The organism is Bacillus sp. AMCV2 (genome assembly GCF_056033925.1).
The window spans coordinates 1,938,821-1,954,987 of record NZ_JBVYIB010000002.1 but is presented as its reverse complement, the minus strand read 5'-3'; the positions used below and the strand labels follow the sequence as shown (position 1 = coordinate 1,954,987).

At 41.6% G+C, this 16,167-nt stretch carries 18 protein-coding genes; 6 read left to right on the top strand and 12 right to left on the bottom strand.

Annotated features, from left to right (window positions below):
- Positions 1-67 precede the first annotated feature (67 nt).
- Both xynC and AC0OMA_RS10025 read left to right on the top strand, forming a co-directional pair.
- Positions 68-1,336, top strand: coding sequence for a glucuronoarabinoxylan endo-1,4-beta-xylanase XynC (gene xynC / locus AC0OMA_RS10030; protein WP_029317861.1), 1,269 nt, complete (start codon positions 68-70; stop codon positions 1,334-1,336).
- Between the two features lie 260 nt (positions 1,337-1,596).
- Positions 1,597-2,733, top strand: a complete 1,137-nt coding sequence (locus tag AC0OMA_RS10025) for an alpha/beta hydrolase (protein ID WP_015383777.1) — start codon at positions 1,597-1,599, stop codon at positions 2,731-2,733.
- Positions 2,734-3,176: 443 nt separating this feature from the next.
- On the opposite strand, the gene AC0OMA_RS10020 is transcribed toward AC0OMA_RS10025, so the two are convergent.
- From AC0OMA_RS10020 to AC0OMA_RS10010, 3 genes are all read right to left on the bottom strand, one after another.
- Entirely contained in the window at positions 3,177-3,440 is a 264-nt protein-coding gene (locus AC0OMA_RS10020) for a YnfE family protein (RefSeq protein ID WP_003231535.1), read from the bottom strand.
- A gap of 66 nt (positions 3,441-3,506) precedes the next feature.
- Positions 3,507-5,006: an endo-1,4-beta-glucanase EglS gene (eglS, locus tag AC0OMA_RS10015; RefSeq protein ID WP_181219271.1), complete on the bottom strand. Its 1,500-nt coding sequence runs from the start codon at positions 5,004-5,006 to the stop codon at positions 3,507-3,509.
- A 302-nt stretch (positions 5,007-5,308) separates the two neighbouring features.
- Positions 5,309-6,706 carry an alanine/glycine:cation symporter family protein gene (locus AC0OMA_RS10010; RefSeq protein ID WP_015383775.1) on the bottom strand — a complete coding sequence of 466 codons (1,398 nt, stop codon included), beginning with the start codon at positions 6,704-6,706 and terminating at the stop codon, positions 5,309-5,311.
- Positions 6,707-7,216: 510 nt separating this feature from the next.
- On the opposite strand from AC0OMA_RS10010, the gene AC0OMA_RS10005 reads away from it, so the two are divergent.
- Entirely contained in the window at positions 7,217-7,570 is a 354-nt protein-coding gene (locus AC0OMA_RS10005; protein WP_003245190.1) for a hypothetical protein, read from the top strand.
- A 25-nt stretch (positions 7,571-7,595) separates the two neighbouring features.
- Positions 7,596-7,721 carry a hypothetical protein gene (locus AC0OMA_RS10000; RefSeq protein WP_003231548.1) on the top strand — a complete coding sequence of 42 codons (126 nt, stop codon included), beginning with the start codon at positions 7,596-7,598 and terminating at the stop codon, positions 7,719-7,721.
- 46 nt (positions 7,722-7,767) lie between these two features.
- On the opposite strand, the gene parC is transcribed toward AC0OMA_RS10000, so the two are convergent.
- From parC to AC0OMA_RS09985, 3 genes are all read right to left on the bottom strand, one after another.
- Entirely contained in the window at positions 7,768-10,188 is a 2,421-nt protein-coding gene (gene parC, locus AC0OMA_RS09995) for a DNA topoisomerase IV subunit A (protein WP_015383774.1), read from the bottom strand.
- Between the two features lie 3 nt (positions 10,189-10,191).
- A complete protein-coding gene (parE, locus tag AC0OMA_RS09990) occupies positions 10,192-12,159 on the bottom strand; it encodes a DNA topoisomerase IV subunit B (protein ID WP_014479944.1) in 1,968 nt (655 codons plus the stop codon).
- Between the two features lie 399 nt (positions 12,160-12,558).
- The gene (locus AC0OMA_RS09985; RefSeq protein ID WP_003245606.1) at positions 12,559-12,966 is read right to left on the bottom strand and encodes a CoA-binding protein; all 408 of its coding nucleotides are present in this window, start codon (positions 12,964-12,966) and stop codon (positions 12,559-12,561) included.
- Positions 12,967-13,135: 169 nt separating this feature from the next.
- Here AC0OMA_RS09985 and plsY point away from each other — a divergent pair, with 169 nt between their 5' ends.
- Positions 13,136-13,717: a glycerol-3-phosphate 1-O-acyltransferase PlsY gene (gene plsY / locus AC0OMA_RS09980; RefSeq protein ID WP_003231560.1), complete on the top strand. Its 582-nt coding sequence runs from the start codon at positions 13,136-13,138 to the stop codon at positions 13,715-13,717.
- 87 nt (positions 13,718-13,804) lie between these two features.
- Positions 13,805-14,092: a HesB/YadR/YfhF family protein gene (locus AC0OMA_RS09975; RefSeq protein ID WP_003231562.1), complete on the top strand. Its 288-nt coding sequence runs from the start codon at positions 13,805-13,807 to the stop codon at positions 14,090-14,092.
- 30 nt (positions 14,093-14,122) lie between these two features.
- On the opposite strand, the gene AC0OMA_RS09970 is transcribed toward AC0OMA_RS09975, so the two are convergent.
- The 6 genes from AC0OMA_RS09970 to AC0OMA_RS09945 all read right to left on the bottom strand — a co-directional run bounded on the left by AC0OMA_RS09970 (position 14,123) and on the right by AC0OMA_RS09945 (position 16,155).
- The gene (locus AC0OMA_RS09970) at positions 14,123-14,422 is read right to left on the bottom strand and encodes a hypothetical protein (RefSeq protein WP_015383773.1); all 300 of its coding nucleotides are present in this window, start codon (positions 14,420-14,422) and stop codon (positions 14,123-14,125) included.
- A 15-nt stretch (positions 14,423-14,437) separates the two neighbouring features.
- On the bottom strand, positions 14,438-14,854 hold the full coding sequence (locus AC0OMA_RS09965) for a YbgC/FadM family acyl-CoA thioesterase (RefSeq protein WP_017696516.1): 417 nt from the start codon (positions 14,852-14,854) through the stop codon (positions 14,438-14,440).
- An 84-nt stretch (positions 14,855-14,938) separates the two neighbouring features.
- Positions 14,939-15,190: a small acid-soluble spore protein Tlp gene (gene tlp / locus AC0OMA_RS09960; protein ID WP_003231568.1), complete on the bottom strand. Its 252-nt coding sequence runs from the start codon at positions 15,188-15,190 to the stop codon at positions 14,939-14,941.
- 36 nt (positions 15,191-15,226) lie between these two features.
- The gene (gene sspN / locus AC0OMA_RS09955) at positions 15,227-15,373 is read right to left on the bottom strand and encodes an acid-soluble spore protein SspN (protein ID WP_003231569.1); all 147 of its coding nucleotides are present in this window, start codon (positions 15,371-15,373) and stop codon (positions 15,227-15,229) included.
- Positions 15,374-15,437: 64 nt separating this feature from the next.
- Positions 15,438-15,563, bottom strand: a complete 126-nt coding sequence (locus AC0OMA_RS09950; RefSeq protein ID WP_003244964.1) for an FbpB family small basic protein — start codon at positions 15,561-15,563, stop codon at positions 15,438-15,440.
- 79 nt (positions 15,564-15,642) lie between these two features.
- On the bottom strand, positions 15,643-16,155 hold the full coding sequence (locus tag AC0OMA_RS09945; protein ID WP_003231571.1) for a redoxin domain-containing protein: 513 nt from the start codon (positions 16,153-16,155) through the stop codon (positions 15,643-15,645).
- Between the last annotated feature and the right edge of the window lie 12 nt (positions 16,156-16,167).

Sequence of the window (16,167 nt, the reverse complement as noted above, 5' to 3'; positions counted from 1 at the left end):
GCCATTATGGATATGCCATGCAGATTTTTTAATACCGTAAAAGACACATTACGAAGGAGAGAAATAAATGATTCCACGCATAAAAAAAACAATTTGTGTACTATTAGTATGTTTCACTATGCTGTCAGTCATGTTAGGGCCAGGCGCTACTGAAGTTTTGGCAGCAAGTGATGTAACAGTTAATGTATCTGCAGAGAAACAAGTGATTCGCGGTTTTGGAGGGATGAATCATCCGGCTTGGGCTGGGGATCTTACAGCAGCTCAAAGAGAAACTGCTTTTGGCAATGGACAGAACCAGTTAGGATTTTCAATCTTAAGAATTCATGTAGATGAAAATCGAAATAATTGGTATAAAGAGGTGGAGACTGCAAAGAGTGCGGTCAAACATGGAGCAATCGTTTTTGCTTCTCCTTGGAATCCTCCAAGTGATATGGTTGAGACCTTTAATCGTAATGGTGACACATCGGCTAAACGGCTGAAATACAACAAGTACGCAGCATACGCACAGCATCTTAACGATTTTGTTACCTTCATGAAGAATAATGGTGTGAATCTTTACGCGATTTCGGTACAAAACGAGCCTGATTACGCTCACGAGTGGACGTGGTGGACGCCGCAAGAAATACTTCGCTTTATGAGAGAAAACGCCGGCTCGATCAATGCCCGCGTCATTGCGCCTGAGTCATTTCAATACTTGAAGAACTTGTCGGACCCGATTTTGAACGATCCACAGGCTCTTGCCAATATGGATATTCTCGGAACCCACCTGTACGGCACTCAGGTCAGCCAATTCCCTTATCCTCTTTTCAAACAAAAAGGAGCGGGGAAGGATCTTTGGATGACGGAAGTATACTATCCGAACAGTGATAACAACTCAGCGGATCGATGGCCCGAGGCATTGGATGTTTCACAACATATTCACAATGCGATGGTAGAGGGGGACTTTCAAGCTTATGTATGGTGGTACATCCGAAGATCATATGGACCTATGAAAGAAGATGGTACGATCAGCAAACGCGGCTACAATATGGCTCATTTCTCAAAGTTTGTGCGTCCCGGCTATGTAAGGATTGATGCAACGAAAAACCCTAATGCGAACGTTTACGTGTCAGCCTATAAAGGTGACAACAAGGTCGTTATTGTTGCCATCAATAAAAGCAACACAGGAGTCAACCAAAACTTTGTTTTGCAGAATGGATCTGCTTCAAACGTATCTAGATGGATCACGAGCAGCAGCAGCAATCTACAACCTGGAACGAATCTCACTGTATCGGGAAATCATTTTTGGGCCCATCTTCCAGCTCAAAGCGTGACAACATTTGTTGTAAATCGTTAAGGACACCAAGGCAAGCGGTACCGCATTGGAGCGGATACGGATCTAAACGCCGTAGTCATAACCGCCAAGGGTGCATCAAATAAACCTGCACGGAAATAAAAAAGTCGAAGTCTGAAAAAAGCGATTTTCCGATCAGAAAATCGCTTTTTTTCGTCATTTTCTGCTTGAAGATTATAAATTTTTTTGAAATTTTTAGCGCTCATAGCTCAATGTATATACTTCACATTCGCCACTTTTATTAATTAAGGGGGAGCAAGAAAATGAAAACTTATGACGCATTTCCAGAACCAATTGGCTGCTATACTGTCGGTCGAACCCAGATGGACTTTGAGTATACGGCATCAGATCACTCAAAAAGAGAACTGACGGTGTTTGTGTACTATCCGTCCGACAGTAGCGAAGGTAAGACTATATCAACGTACATGTTTCCTGAAGTCTACGAGATGTTGAATGAGCAGCCGCTTCTCACAGCGTTGAAGGATGCTTACTCTATCGATATCAAGACCCAGTGTTACGACGACCTTGCTCTCTCCGGGAAGGAAAAGCGCTATCCGGTATTATTCTATGTTTGCGGCGGAGGAGGTTCTCCAGAATGGGGTACTGTGATCTGTACAGACTTGGCAAGCATGGGATATGTAGTGGTAAGCATCGGCCATCAGAATAGCACGATGTATAAGCGTAAAGATGGGCGCCTGTTTAATGTATCAAAGGATTTTTCGGATGCCATTATGGCGTTTTCTGAAGATCCGGAGATGGTGGAGTTGGCTGGTAGGATGGAGCTGCGTCCTGATGATGAAACGGCCATTGAGATGTGTCAAAACGTGCTTACACTGCCGATACTTGCCAAGTTAACAGAGTATAGCGAATTACAGGCAGAAGATGTAAGGTATGTAGCCGATTATCTTTACAAACTGGACTCTGGAGAGCTGAATTCCATCTTTAAGGGCAGATTGTTGCTTGACATCGGCATGGGCATAGTCGGACATTCTTATGGAGGGCCTACGACGGCGATAGTTTGCCGGGACGACGAACGGTTCGCCTGCGGGATTGGCTTGGATAGCGGTGCGTTCGGTCTTCTCGGCAGCAACCTTAAGAAACCCTTCTTGCTACTGTTTTGTGAACCTAACTATAATATGAATGCGATAATTGGCGCTAACAATAGCATGGAAACCTATTATTTCTCTGTTGATCGTGCTGCGCATTTAGATTACTGTGACATCGTGTTTACCAATGTTAAGGAGGAACTCAGAGGCGAACGGGATGCTATGGAAATGCGAAATCTTGTTACAGACTATACGAAAAGCTTTTTTGATCATTACTTACTGCAGAAGGCTGCAAGTGTGGAAAGTCTTGCATACGATGGCGTGGACTTGATCAAGAAGACCAGCAACAAGTGACATAACCGAGAGGCTGTGATAAACGCATATCAAAGAGTTAGCCGTTGAATCCAACGTCACATAAGAACACGCGGTTAATTCAATTAAGGAGGGCTTTAGTACAAAAAGAGCTTGTATCTAAGTGATACAAGCTCTTGTCTATTTGTGGCGAATTTATTAGTATACAAGATATTTTAGATACAAGTACGGCAGCTGGTAAAGCAATCGAGTTTGAACGGGCCATTCGTGAACGAACATTGTCTGGGCTTAAATCAGCTAGAGCTAGAGGAAGAATAGGTGGAAGGCCAAGAGTTAATAACTATCAAAAGAATCCGCTTTTTAGTTTACATAATATATATTCTAGGAAGTAAGCGAAATAAATAAATTTCTGTCTCAATATCAAAGTATACTTAAGTTAGTGAGACAGAAATTGAAATTTTGAAATTTTACTGCTGAATGACAAATCAAAAAAATGGTGTTGTCAATCCATAATAAACGGCTTCTAAATCTTCCAGCGTCATATCGCCATATGCGCATTTGATAACCGAGTCAGCAAATACATCGTAGTCATAATCTGTAGAAAATCCTTGCTGCAGCTGTTTTTCGTAAACTTCGATCTGATCTTTTTGATGCTGGATGTCTTTTTCCTTACCTGGATAGTCCGGACCATTTATCATATTACTCATTTTTTTGTACAGCACCATATACTGTTTCAGTATTTCATCCACAACGCAAACCTCCTATTAGATGATAAAAACGGACATCGTTACTGATGTCCGCCAAAAAAAGCTTAACTAATTTGGTTCTGTTCCCCAAATCAGTTTTCCTTGATCATATAATGTGATTTTTTTCGTTGTTTTAAACGTATTTGATTTGAAAAAGGAATAATCGCCGCTTTGTGCATAATTGCTCCAGTCATCATTGTGAAGACGAAGCTGAATATTCCCTGTGCTTGCTCCCGGTGCCAACGTTCCGTTTTTAAATCCAAGTTCCAGATAGGTATCTGCACCTTGCTTTGGTTTATGCAACGTCACAAACTTGTATGTCACATTGCCGCATCCAATCTGCGCGTAGTCACAGTCAACGTTTTGGCCTTTGTTTTTCGCTTTATACCAGTAACGGGCAGTGACATCTTTTAAATCAACCGTGGTATTACCGTTATTTTTTATTTGAAGCTGCGGACGGATTTGGTTGCTGTTCATACTCCCATCCCCTGCTCTGTATTGTACAGAAATACCGTTTTCCTGTGTGGGTTTATCTTTTGCTGGCGTTTCAGGAATGTCCCTCGTAGAATCTTTGGTGCCGAGAATGTTTTCTCTAACGAATGTTCCTGAAGCAGATAAATCTGACAACCGCCAGCCGCCTGTTTTAGATGCCCCCGGCTTTAAAGCTGAGGATGATTCCTGCTTATCAGAAAGATTCCAGTTCACCCAGCTGATGGTCTTGCTGTCGAGATATTTCAGCCATTCCCTCGATTGATCAAGGAATACACCGCCATTTCCAGACGCGTCGCTTGTTCCCCATTCTGTCACAAAAATAGGTGCTCCTTTGCTGAGTGCATAGTTTGCTTTATCCCGTAAAAATTGGCCGTGTGTGCCGGCATAAAAATGAAGTGCGTACATAACGTTTGCATCTTTTAGCTGGTCATCGGCAGCATCATTCACATCCTGGCTCCATGTACCGGTTCCGACAATGATGATGTTGTCTGGATCATTTTTGCGGATAACGGAAATCACTTCTTCCGCATACGGTTTAATATCACGCTTCCAGTTCACATCACCGTTTGGTTCGTTTGCAATTTCATAAATGACGTTTGGCGTGTTTCCGTAAAGACTTGACATTTCCTTGAAGAATTCTTTTGCCTTCTCTTTATTTTGGTTTGGATTACCGTCATTTAAAATATGCCAGTCAATGATGACGTATATCCCAAGCTCTTTTGCCGCTTCAACCGCTTCTTTTACTTTATTTTTCACGGACGGGTTGTCAATATAACCGCCATCTGCCGTATACATCGCTGCACGGAAAACGGTGATACCCCAATCGTCCCTCAGCCATTTTAAGCTGTCTTTATTGACATATTCTCCATACCATTGCAATCCGTGTGAACTGATCCCCTTCAGCTGTACCGCTTTACCGTCTCGGTTAACGAGCTGTGTACCTTTTATGCTAAGCTGGCCATTCTTGGCTACTGGCGTTTTTGTCCCTGCTGCTGATGCCGGCGAAGCCATCATGCCGCCCATTGTCAATAACGTAATCAATAAACACGTAATAAAAATAGAGATTGACCGTTTCATATCTGATCTTTTCCTCCTTCGCATCATTTTGGCTCTTCACTTCTTATGAGCACGAACTCATTGTAAAAATCTTTCTCATGATTGTCTATCAACCTAATTTCTTGTTTTTGGGAGGTTTAAAAGCCTGTCAATTTGCTCTATCTCCATTGAATAAGACACACATGACACATATAGAACAAAGAAAACTGGACTGAATAGGGACTTTACACGTCATTTTTCATTCGAGTCGAAAAATTAAATTTATTTCCAATAATGAAAAAGCTGCATTCAACTATTGAATGCAGCTTTGTTTTATATTTATATTATGCTTCTTGTTTCTCATCTTCCCATGTTTCAGCGTTTTTCAGCCCTGGGATGTTTTTCGCTTTAAACACAGGATCAAGTCCTTGCTTACGCTGTTTCGCGTAATCTTTATACACTTTGTAAGCAACGTTTGACAGCAGCGTAATCACAATTAAGTTGATCAGCGCCATGATACCCATAAAGAGGTCCGCCATATCCCAAACGATTTGGAAGCCTGATAAAGATCCATACACAACCATAGCAATTACAGCGATACGGTAAATGTTCAGCCATGTTTTGCTTGTTTTAATAAATTCAATGTTTGTCTCGCCATAATAATAGTTGCCGACAACTGAACTGAATGCAAACAAGAACATTGCGACTGCGATGAAAGTCGGCGCCCAGCCTCCAATGTGATGGTTAAGAGCAGCCTGTGTTACTTGGATGCCGTCGCCTTTTGGAGTTACACTGTACAGCAAAATAATAAATGCTGTGGACGTACATATAATAAATGTATCGAAAAATACGCCTAATGTTTGAATAAAGCCTTGCTTTGCCGGATGGGATACATGAGCCGTCGCAGCCGCGTTTGGTGCGCTCCCCATTCCTGCTTCGTTTGAAAAAAGTCCGCGCTGCGCACCGATAACGATGATGCCGCCTATTCCGCCGCCGACGACTTGTTCAAAACCTAAAGCATTTTTAACAATTGTAGCGATAACGCCAGGGAAAGCTGTAATATTCGTGATGACAACAAATAAAGCGATAAGGATATAAATGCCTGCCATAACCGGCACAATTAGCTGTGAAACAGCGACAACACGTTTTAAACCGCCGAAAATGATAAACGCAGTTAAAACCGCCAGAACTATGGCTACAACTATTTTATTCACATGGAATGCGCCATCCAATGCTCCAGCAATTGTATTTGTTTGAACAGCGTTAAAAATCAAGCCGAATGAGACGGTAATTAAGATTGCAAAAACGATACCAAGCCATCTGGCACCAAGACCCTTTTGAATATAGTAGGCCGGCCCTCCGCGGAAATCCTCCCCGTCTCTTACCTTATAAAGCTGCGCTAATGTACTTTCGACAAAGCTTGAAGCCATGCCTACTGCAGCCACTACCCACATCCAAAATACAGCGCCTGGTCCGCCTGTCGCAATTGCTAAGGCTACACCAGTCAAATTCCCTGTGCCGACTCGGGATGCGGCCGAAATAAAGAATGCCTGCATAGATGAAACACCTTTATTTCCTTCCGGCTTCTCCCCTACTATTCTGAACATTTCAATAAAATAACGGAATTGGATAAAACCAAAACGTATGGTAAAAAATAATCCAAGCCCTATTAAAATATAAAATAGGTAATTCCAGATGAAATCACTTGGAATATTAATTAAACTATTGAAAAAAGACTCCATATTTACCTCCCGTTTTCATCAATTCAACACGAATTCGATTTTGATGTTAGATTTTTTAACATAACGAGTTTTATTATATCACAATATGACGAATTAGGAAGTTTTTTCGAGAAGAATATTGTCATAGCCAGATGTTACTCTGTCGACCCCTTCTCTATTATTTTCCTACGAATAAAAACATTCCTTGCAAGCTGGCTTTTAAAAAAGAGTACCCTATTAACAATGTAATCATTTCTTCCCATTCTCTTGCCTTTCTCTTTGATTTAGCACATAAATAAAGTAATAAACCCTAAACAACAAACATATCATTTAAAATATGTTTTTATTCACACCATAAACCGGGTATACATACGCTAATAAAAGAAGTTTTCTCTTTCAAAAATAAGCAAAAAGATATATACTTAACAAGGTTAAATTTATTTTTAAATTTAATAAATCAGGTTTACTTTTAGGATGGATTGGGGTATTATTATAAAAATATTCAGTAATATTAAAGGAGGGGGAGATCATTTGAAAAAAGTAACGATATTGAAAGCATCCATCTTATTCTTGGCGATTGCCAGTTTTCATTTGTTCTCAATTCCCCACGCCTTTGATATCGGCCATCATTATAAAGCCGTAGCCGACCAGCAGGAAATGCATGAAATGAAAGCCGGCCAAAATGCTGATGATGAGAAGAAATCCATCACAGGGGCATTTACGCTGACCGCTTTATGGGCAATGGCTGTTCTGCTGCTGACCGCTGAAAGCAAAAGTACGGGATACTCCCGCAGACGTCAGCGGAAAAAAAGCTTTATACTGGCCAAATTTTATCAATCGTCTTATTTCGGCAAACTTCATGTTCAACATCACCCGATTATGTAACGAAAATATGAGGAGGCTGTTTAACATGTTGTTTATCTTAAGAATGGTGATTTTAGGCTTATTTTCTTTCACAGCGCTGAATTTATTTGTATGGCAGGGGATTGAAGTCATTCATGCTGTAACAGATCTATTCACCAACCATGAAAGCTGATAAAAAACAAACGAAACCCGCTCATATAGTATGAGCGGGTTTTTTATTATTGTTCTGTATGAAGGCGCCAAACAGCTGTAACCTTACCTGATTCCTCTTCATCAAAAAAGAAAGAGCCATTGCTGTATCTGTCGTTTGTCCGCAACTCTTTTGCCTGCAGTTCTCTTCTGTCGCCTTTTTCTGTTTCTGCCATTAGTCGCTGTTCAAGATCGCAAGCGAACAGTGCTACAACACGGTGAGGATTCTTTTTCAGTTCCCTTAGCATTACGACACCGCGTTTTGCGCGGGATGTCTTCTCGAACTCAGAAAGACTCATGCGTTTTACCGCTCCCCGCTGTGTGAACAAGACAATTGAATCAGATTGCTGAAGAATCTCACCGGAGACAACAAAGTCATCCTCTTTTAAGTTAATCCCTTTGACACCTGCCGCACGCGCGCCAACTACATTCACTTCGTCTTCTCCAAACCATAGACCGTACCCTAAGTGAGTGGCCATAAAGATCTGGCTTTCCCCATTTGTTACATGTACATCAATCAGTTCATCTTCACCCTTCAGATTTAAGGCCACAAGCGCCTTAGAATAACGCTGTGCTTTATAATGGGTGAGCTCTGTCTTTTTCACCATGCCGTTTTTCGTAAAGAATAGAAGATATGCCGACGGATCAAATTCTTTTATCGGTATGGCCTTTACAATCGTTTCATCACGGTCAATAGTGATCAGGTTTGAAAAATGCTGGCCCATGTCCTTCCATCTGATATCAGGCAGCTGGTGAACAGGACAATAGATGTAGCTTCCTTTGTTCGTAAAGAGTAGCAGCACGTCCGTCGTATTCATTTCAAACTGATGCAGCATCCTGTCCGTATCTTTCATTCCGAAGTCCTGACCGTTGGAAGCGGCAAATGAGCGCTGGCTCGTCCGTTTTAGGTAACCATCCTTCGTAACGGTTACATATACATCCTCAGATGCAACCATGACTTCGAGATTGATTTTAATTTCTTCAATTTTTTCTTCAATCACGGAGCGTCTTGTATCTGCATATTTCTTTTTCAGTGCTTTTAAGCTGTTTGTAATCACTTTTAGCAGTTTTTTATCATTGCTCAGAATAGATTCGAGCTCTTCAATTTTTTTACCGAGCTCTTCTGCCTCTTCCTTAAGCGCTGTGATATCTGTATTGGTTAAACGATATAGCTGCAATGACACGATGGCTTCAGCCTGAGGCTCTGTAAATTCATATTTGGCGATCAAATTGTTTTTAGCGTCACGTTTATCGCTAGAAGAACGGATTGTTGCAATCACTTCATCCAAAATAGACAAAGCTTTCATGAGCCCTTCTACGATATGATGTCTGTCTTTTGCTTTTTGTAGCTCGTAAACGGACCGGTTTGTGACAACTTCCTTTTGGTGTCCGATATATGCATCCAAAATAGACGGCAGGCTCATCAGCATCGGACGGCGGTTATGGATAGCCACCATATTGAAGTTATATGTGATCTGCAAATCAGTGTTTTTGTATAAGAAATTCAAAATGCCTTTGGCATCAGCTTCTTTTTTCAGTTCAATGACCACTCTCAGCCCTGTTCGATCCGTTTCATCACGAACCTCTGAGATGCCTTCAACCTTTTTATCAATACGGAACTCGTCCATTTTTTTTACAAGGTTTGCTTTATTTACTTCAAATGGAATTTCAGTAATGACAATTTGTTCTCGTCCGCCTCTAATTGTTTCAATTTCAGCCTTTCCGCGGATAATGATTTTTCCTTTTCCGGTTTCGTAAGCTTTTCTTATCCCGTCAACGCCCTGAATAATACCGCCTGTCGGAAAATCAGGCCCTTTAATGACTTCCATGAGTTCATCAACAGAGCAAGATGGCATTTGAATACGCTTAATGACAGCATCAATGACTTCTCCCAGATGATGAGGGGGAATGTCGGTCGCGTATCCTGCTGAAATCCCGGTAGATCCGTTGACCAATAGGTTAGGAAACATCGCCGGGAGTACGACAGGCTCCTTGCTTGTATCATCAAAGTTCGGCACAAATTCAACCGTGTTTTTGTCAATATCCCGAAGAAGCTCAGATGCAATCGGAGATAATCGTGCCTCTGTATAACGCATGGCTGCCGGGGGATCTCCGTCGATGCTTCCATTGTTTCCATGCATTTCGATTAACACATTACGAACTTTCCAATCCTGGCTCATCCGCACCATTGCTTCATAAACCGAGCTGTCACCGTGCGGATGATAGTTACCGATGACGTTACCGACCGTTTTGGCCGCTTTTCTGAAGTTTTTATCAAACGTGTTTCCATCTGTATGCATCGCATACAGAATTCTGCGCTGTACCGGCTTTAATCCGTCTCTCGCATCGGGCAGCGCCCTGTCTTGAATAATATATTTACTGTAGCGTCCAAAACGGTCGCCGATCACCTCTTCTAATGGTAAATCATGAAATAATTCTGGCTGTGACAATCATTAAACCTCCTCAGCGACCGATAAGTTTTCATTTTCTAAAATATTGCTTTCTTCATCTAAGCCGAAAGCGACGTTTTTCTCAATCCACTTTCTGCGCGGCTCTACTTTGTCTCCCATTAACGTCGTCACACGTCTCTCTACACGTGCCGCATCGTCAATTTTGACCCTAACAAGTGTGCGGGACTCCGGATTCATCGTCGTTTCCCACAGCTGGTCTGCGTTCATCTCTCCAAGACCCTTATATCGTTGAATGGTATAGCCTTTGCCGACTTTTTTCAGGACATCACCCATCTCTTCATCAGACCATGCATATTCAATGATTTCCTTCTTCCCGCTTCCTTTACTGACCTTATATAAAGGTGGCAATGCAATGAACACCTTGCCATGCTCAATGAGCGGTTTCATATAGCGATAGAAAAAGGTAAGAAGCAGCACTTGAATATGGGCGCCGTCAGTATCGGCATCGGTCATAATGATGATTTTGTCGTAGTTGATGTCATCGATTGAGAAATCTGCTCCGACTCCCCCGCCGATCGCATGAATGATCGTATTGATCTCTTCATTTTTAAAGATATCAGCAAGCTTAGCTTTTTCTGTATTAATGACTTTACCGCGTAAAGGCAGAACCGCTTGGAATCTGCGGTCTCTTCCCTGCTTGGCTGACCCGCCTGCTGAATCTCCCTCAACGAGATACAATTCATTTTTTGCCGGGTTTCTTGAACCCGCAGGCGTCAGTTTTCCGCTTAAAGTCGCTTCTGATTTTTTCCGTTTTTTGCCACTTCTTGCTTCTTCACGGGCTTTGCGTGCCGCTTCGCGCGCCTGGCTCGCCTTGATTGCTTTTTTGACAAGAAGCGTTGCGGTGTCCCGATTTTCCTCTAAAAAGTAAGCAAGCTGCTCTGAAACAATCGCATCAACCGCTGATCTTGCTTCACTGGTACCGAGCTTTCCTTTTGTTTGTCCCTCAAATTGAAGAAGCTCCTCAGGAATGCGGACAGAAATAATGGCTGAAAGCCCTTCCCTTATATCGGTGCCTTCAAGGTTCTTATCCTTTTCTTTCAGCAAAGCCACTTTTCGCGCATATTCATTAAAAGCACGCGTCATCGCAGTTTTTGCACCTGACTCATGCGTCCCGCCGTCTTTTGTTCTGACATTGTTGACAAACGACAAAATATTTTCAGAATAACCATCGTTAAACTGGAACGCAAAGTCCACTTCTATAGAATGATGCTCACCCTCAAACGAGACCACTTCAGACAAGACGTCTTTTTCTTCATTTAAGTAAGCAACAAACGCTTCTATACCGTTTTCATAATAAAAGACCTCATGCTGGTCATTGCGTTCATCAATCAGCTCAATTTTCAGTCCTTTTAACAAAAACGCAGACTCTCTTAAGCGCTCAGAGAGCGTTTCAAAATTATAAGTGGTTGTGCTGAACATCGTTGGATCTGGCTTAAAGTGTGTAAGAGTTCCCGTCTTTTTTGTTTTGCCGATCTTTTCGAGAGATGTAACCGGTTTTCCTCCATTTTCAAATCGCTGCTGATAGACAAAACCGTCCCGCTCAATGGTAACCGTCAGCCATTCAGATAAAGCATTCACGACTGATGCACCAACTCCGTGGAGCCCGCCGCTTGTCTTATAGCCGCCTTGGCCGAATTTTCCTCCGGCATGAAGCACCGTTAAAATCACTTCAGGGGTTGGTTTGCCGAGCTTATGCATTCCGGTCGGCATGCCGCGACCTCTATCCTGTACAGAAATACTATTGTCTTTATGTATTTTGACGATTATGTGATCTCCATGGCCGGCAAGCACCTCGTCGACAGAGTTATCTACAATTTCATAAACCAAGTGGTGCAAACCCCGCGCGTCAGTAGAGCCAATATACATACCCGGCCTTTTCCTGACAGCCTCAAGGCCTTCGAGCACCTGTATGGCATCTTCGTTGTAATCAAATTGCTGTTTTCTAGCCAAACGTACAAACCCCTTTCAAAAACTAACATTGTCTTTCTCTTTTTCAGTGTTACACATCATTTGTATATAAGATATTTTTTATAAACCTCGCCTCGAGCCAGTACTGCCTTGGACTCCTCATTATAACCAATATGTTTGCAATCGCAACATAGAGCTAACGAATCAGTTCTTCTCAAAACATCGGCTAGTGCTGTTTCCACACCATGAGAACGTATGTTTGTTTATTATATATAAAGCAGCAGACCTTCGCAAATCGAACGGCCGAAACCCAGCTGGACAAGGTATTCAAAAAAAGCTGTTCAAGCTTTATTGTATCTGTTTCACCGTAATACGCAAACAATATCTTAAAATTAAAAAGCAAAAATCCTTGAATTTACAAGGATTTTTGCAGTTCTGCACCTATTTTGTTACAGCGTGTGCCACTTTTATGCACAGATCCATGATAACCGTTCTGCCTTTTTCTTTTAGCATCTGGTATGCTTCCTCATTAACTAGCCCTTGCTGTGCCCAAAATACTGGCGCATCTGTCTCTAAAAACTCTTCCGCCACTCCAGGAAGCTGTTCTGAGCGCCGGAATACATTTACGATGTCAATCGGACCGTCAATCTCTTTTAAAGATGAAACGGCTTTGACACCTAGCGCCTCATCAATTGTCGGGTTCACAGGGATAATTTCATAACCCGCGTCCTGCATTGCTTTTGAAACCATATGTGACGTTCTATCCGGACGGTCTGAAAGCCCTACTACCGCTATACGTTTGCTTCTTTGAAGAATCTCTTTAATTTCCGCTTTAGAAGGGTTTTGCATCGTGTGTCACTCCTTTTCCACTTATTTTACACGATCAAAACAGGAGAAATCAAAATATGATGCATGTTTGATTGGATTTGTAAGCAAACTTTACAAAAAAACTTATCATCAGATCATGACATCTCATGTTAAAATAAAAAGAAGGGAATTTGAAAAAGGAGAAATGTAGATGTTAATTGCTTTATTGATTATTTTGGCCTACTTGATAGGCAGCATTCCATCTGGCTTAATTGTGGGCAAGCTTGCCAAGGGAATTGATATTCGGGAGCACGGAAGCGGCAACTTAGGCGCTACCAATGCATTCCGTACATTGGGTGTAAAAGCTGGTTCGGTCGTCATAGCCGGAGATATTTTGAAAGGGACACTGGCAACTGCATTGCCTTTTCTCATGCATGTTGATATTCACCCGCTTCTTGCAGGAGTCTTTGCGGTTTTAGGCCACGTGTTTCCCATCTTCGCCAAATTTAAAGGCGGTAAAGCCGTGGCGACATCAGGAGGCGTTTTGCTATTTTACGCACCCCTGTTATTTATCACGATGGTTGCGGTATTCTTCATCTTTTTATACTTGACTAAATTTGTTTCTCTCTCATCGATGTTAACAGGGATCTATACTGTTATATATAGTTTCTTTGTCCATGATACGTATTTATTGATTGTCGTTACCCTGCTCACTATTTTTGTGATATACAGACACCGGGCGAACATTAAACGAATTATCAATAAAACAGAACCTAAAGTAAAATGGCTATAAGCTTAAAAAACTTCTCTTTTGACACAGAATAGCCTAATACGTTTATAATAGAGAAAATTCAAATGAAGAACAAAGGGGTGTTCTGTTATGAATATGACAATTAACGAAGACGCATTGAACTGGTATAAAGAAGAACTCGATTTGGAAAGCGGAGACCAGGTTCGCTTTTTCGTCCGCTATGGAGGCTGCAGCAATGTTCAAAAGGGTTTTTCTCTCGGTGTAGCGAAAGATGCGCCACAAGAGGCTGGAGTCACTGCAGAAGCTGATGGCATTACCTTCTTTATTGAAGAAAGTGATTTATGGTACTTTGATAACCACGACCTTCTCGTCAGCTATTCAGAAGACGCTGATGAACCGGTTTTTGAATACCAATAAAAAAGAACGCACATCATGTGCGTTCTTTTTTTACAAATGAAATCGTATAAGATGATCGGTTAGGTTTTCTTGTTCCAAAATATATTTTTGGGTCTCACCCAATAGATCAAAGTGAGGAAATTCACTTTTCTTATGGAGCCATTCTTTTTTTAACCCGTACGCCGCTCCCCACTGAACCAGCTTATCAATGTCTGCACAGCCGGCTTTTGTCACAGTCCTTGCTTCTGGAAATCGGTCATCCAGCCAGTAATGTGTTAAAAATGCGATTTCTCCTCTTTTCACTGCTTGTTTCCACCGGTTAAGTTCCTCCCGTTTCACACCAAACGCCATATCCCGTTCACTTCCCTATTTTTTGGCCTTTTCATATGCTGTGTGCCAATCAGGAAAAGCTTTGCGGAATTGAATTGGCTTAAAGCTTTCTTTATCCACACAAATATGAGATGAGGTGGCTTTGATGGAAAGCTCACCGGCCGGATTATAAATGTGATAACCATAGACGGTTTTAAAGCCGTTATATTCCTCTATCCATGTATGTACAACCGCGGTTTCTCCGTAATGAAGCGGCTTTTTATAGGAAATGTTGATATCAACGACTGGGGATAGAACGCCTCTTTTTTCCATATCACTATATAAAAAGCCTAAGTCCTTAATCAAGGCCGTTCTGCCGACCTCCATCCACACAAGATAATTTGCGTGATAGACAATTCCCATTTGATCTGTTTCTGCATAACGCACTTCTATTTCTTTTTTTGATACATGCAAGATTACTCTGCTCCCTTAACGTCAATTTAGCCCCATTTTACCATAATCAAATCAGAAAGAAAAAAACCAGGTTTCCCTGGTTTTTTAAGAACGGTATCCGTTTTGTCTCGCTGCAGATTCGTCCTGTATTTCATTACGAAACGCTTCGATGCTCTGTTCGCGCCTTGCATTTTTTTCTTTGATACGCTGTTTATCTTCTCCTGAAGCAAACTCCATTGATGCTTCTGCTTCTTCTATATTTTCAATTGTATTTTGAACCATATCCTGCAATTTTTCCACATTGTCAGAACGATCATCAGGATTAGGCTGCTGATATTGATTTTGGTTCTTTGTCATTCGGATGTACCTCCTAGAAATAAACTCGATTTTTCGCTACTCGCCTTTTGTCTGCATGATGATCGGCCGCTGACCTGAAGTATCATGCATTTTTTCCCCTTTATTGGCTTTATATTTTACAGGCTTTGTACCCAAGTGGCTTGGAGCATATTGAGGCTGACCGTTTTTCTTGTTGTTTCCCATGTTTATCCCTCCTCAACAGATAGGTTTCTCAAAAGGAGGGGTAAACATGAATACAAATTAAAGGTTATTTTTGCTTAAATCGCTGTTCAAGCTTTTCCTCAAGCTGATTTAAATACTCTGTATTGGTCATCAGCTCTTTTTTGTTTTCCATGACGAGCTCATGAAAAGAACGTTTTCTCATCTTCTTCACGCTTCTCACCTCCGCATATTCTTTTATTTTTTCCAATTCTGAAAACTTGTAAGCATATCTGAGCATAAAAAAACTGAATCTAATCAAGATCCAGTTTTTGTTCCATTTCTTTTTTTGTCATGGTGCCAACGTGTATGTCTTGGATAACACCTTTTTCATCTAAGATATATGTCGTTGGATATGACATCACGTTATAGTCAGCATTGATCCCTTTTTTATCAATCAGAATGGGGAACGTTAAATCATACGTATCAGCAAACGCTCGGACCTGTTTCTCACTTTTCTCAGCTGAAGTGAAATTTACCGCAACAACCGCAAGTTTGTCGGCGTACTCTTTTTGTAACTTTTCCATTGCAGGCATTTCCTGACGGCACGGCTTACACCAAGTTGCCCAAAAATTGAGCAGCACTTTTTTGCCTTTTGCATCCTGTAAAGAGCTTTTCTCTCCTGACAGCGTTTTCAAAGAAAAATCAGGTGCTTGTTTCCCCTCTTGAATTCCGACTTCTTTTTTGCTGTATGTTTGATATAAATTCCATCCCGTATAACCGGCAAGCATGATAAGCAGGATCCCTGCGAGCCATTTTTTCAGCATATGCCACCTCCG